A 1,818-nucleotide genomic window follows, 5' to 3' on the forward strand; every position below is an offset into this window, starting at 1 on the left:
TATGGCGAAACGTGTCCAGACGATCCTTGGCCCCCTCATCGAACGGCAAGACCCAGGGGCGTTGCCGGTCGCGCTCATCGGTCATCAGTTGCAAATCATAGAGCCGCCCCAAAGCGCGATTGATAAACGCGTCATCAGGCGCGGAACGCGGGCGCATGATCGGCACTGGATCGGGCCAGATCGGCAGGAAGCGCGCAAGCAACCCGTCATCATCAGATTTCATCAACAAGCTGCGCAGCCGGTCGGGCTGGATTGATCCGGTGACCCCCACCGACAGCCGGTCGATATAAAGCGGCTCACGGCCCATGCGCTCAACCCGGTAGCCCCGCCCGCCATAGGCTTCCAGCCAGAACGGGCGATCAGAGCCGCCGCCCGCATAGCGCGTCATGCCCATCAACCACCCGGCCAGTTCATCGCGCGCCATCAACGTGCCGCGCGGTTGATTTGCCAGGATCACGCCCAACCGCTCGACGGTGCTGTCTGTCACTGACAGGCAGGGCAAATGGCGTTCCTGCCCCGGATCGGCTTCGTCCGGTTTGGGCGGCAGGTCTTCCCCGGCCTTGAGCGCGGCCTTGGTTGCTTCTTTCCAGGCGCTTTGCGCGATCTTTGCCACCTCGACCCGCTCGGACCATTCCGCAAGATCAGCCTCAGCCTGTTTGCGCATATCGCGCTCAAGCTCTTTCAACGGGCTCAGCACCGCATCAAGCCCCGGTGATTTGTTCGAGGATGGCGCACCGATCAGCATGGTCCAGAGGATCGGCGGCTCAGCCCAGCCCGCCCAGGGCGAGACCCACCGGGTGTTGCCAATGGCCGCGCCTGCCGTGGCGAGCAACCCGGCCATGACGTAATCCGGCGGCGCAGATTTGGCCTCGGCGGCATCCCTGATCCACTTGGCCCAGTGCGGGGCAAAGATGCGGTCAAGCGGCAAGACGGGTGCGGGTGGCAATCCCTTACGTAAGAAACGCGGCGAGGGATCGGCCCAATCCTCTACGTAAGGTAAAGGCTTTAGATGTACGGTCATGCAGCCACCGCCTTTCCCAACAAGACATCGTTCCAATCAAACCCGTCGGGCGCGGGCAACATCATCACGTGCCAGCCCAGGGCGTGCGCGCGGCGCGCAAGTGTTTGTGCCGCGTTGCGCCCTGGCGCATCCCCATCGGGGGCGATGATCAGATCACCGGCGCACGCGGGGAGCGTTACGTTAGCTAATCCGCCCACGCTCAACGCGGCCCAGACCTCGGCGGGGCGGTTCATCAATCCGCTGGGCAAGGACAGGGCTGTCTCAATCCCCTCGGCAATCACCAGGTTAGATGTGTGTGAGGCAGGCGTCAGACGCACCGCACCACCGCGCACCGACCCCAACATCGCCTTGGGGCTGTCAATCTCGGCCTTGGTGGTGCCATCGTGACCAAGATATGTGCGATGGACCGCAAAGCGCTCGACCCCATCGACCCGCGCCACAATGGCGGGCAGTCTCTGGGCGCTCTTATGCCAGCAATTCTCTACGTATCGTAATGTAGGCGGCAGGGCGCAGGTGATCCCCCGGTTACGTAGGTAACGCGCCCCTAACGTATCGTGTATGGGCTGCGCGCTGTCCCACAGCGCGCGAGCCTGGCGGGCGCGCTTCTCTTTCTCGGCGTGCTTCGCTTTGCGGTTTGCCGCGATCTCGACGCGACTTGCCAAACTGGCGCGGGTTGTGTGATCGACAAGCCCGCGCGCCTTGAGCGCGTCCATCACGGCCCCATAAGAGCAGCCCGCATGGCAATGCACCAATATACGACCATCGACCCCCACGCCCAGGCTTAGACTGGGCGACCG

The 1,818-nt window shown here is 63.6% G+C and carries 2 protein-coding genes; both read right to left on the reverse strand.

Going from position 1 to position 1,818, the window contains the following annotated elements:
- On the reverse strand, window positions 1-1,021 hold a 1,021-nt coding region (locus tag MUY21_RS15940; protein WP_248411260.1), incomplete at its 3' end, for a DUF3987 domain-containing protein.
- The coding region (locus MUY21_RS15945) for a toprim domain-containing protein (protein WP_248411261.1) at window positions 1,018-1,818 on the reverse strand (801 nt) is incomplete at its 5' end. The genes MUY21_RS15940 and MUY21_RS15945, both read right to left, overlap by 4 nt.

This window comes from Aliiroseovarius sp. S2029 (assembly GCF_023195575.1).
GTDB classification, from domain to species: Bacteria; Pseudomonadota; Alphaproteobacteria; order Rhodobacterales; family Rhodobacteraceae; genus Aliiroseovarius; species Aliiroseovarius zhejiangensis.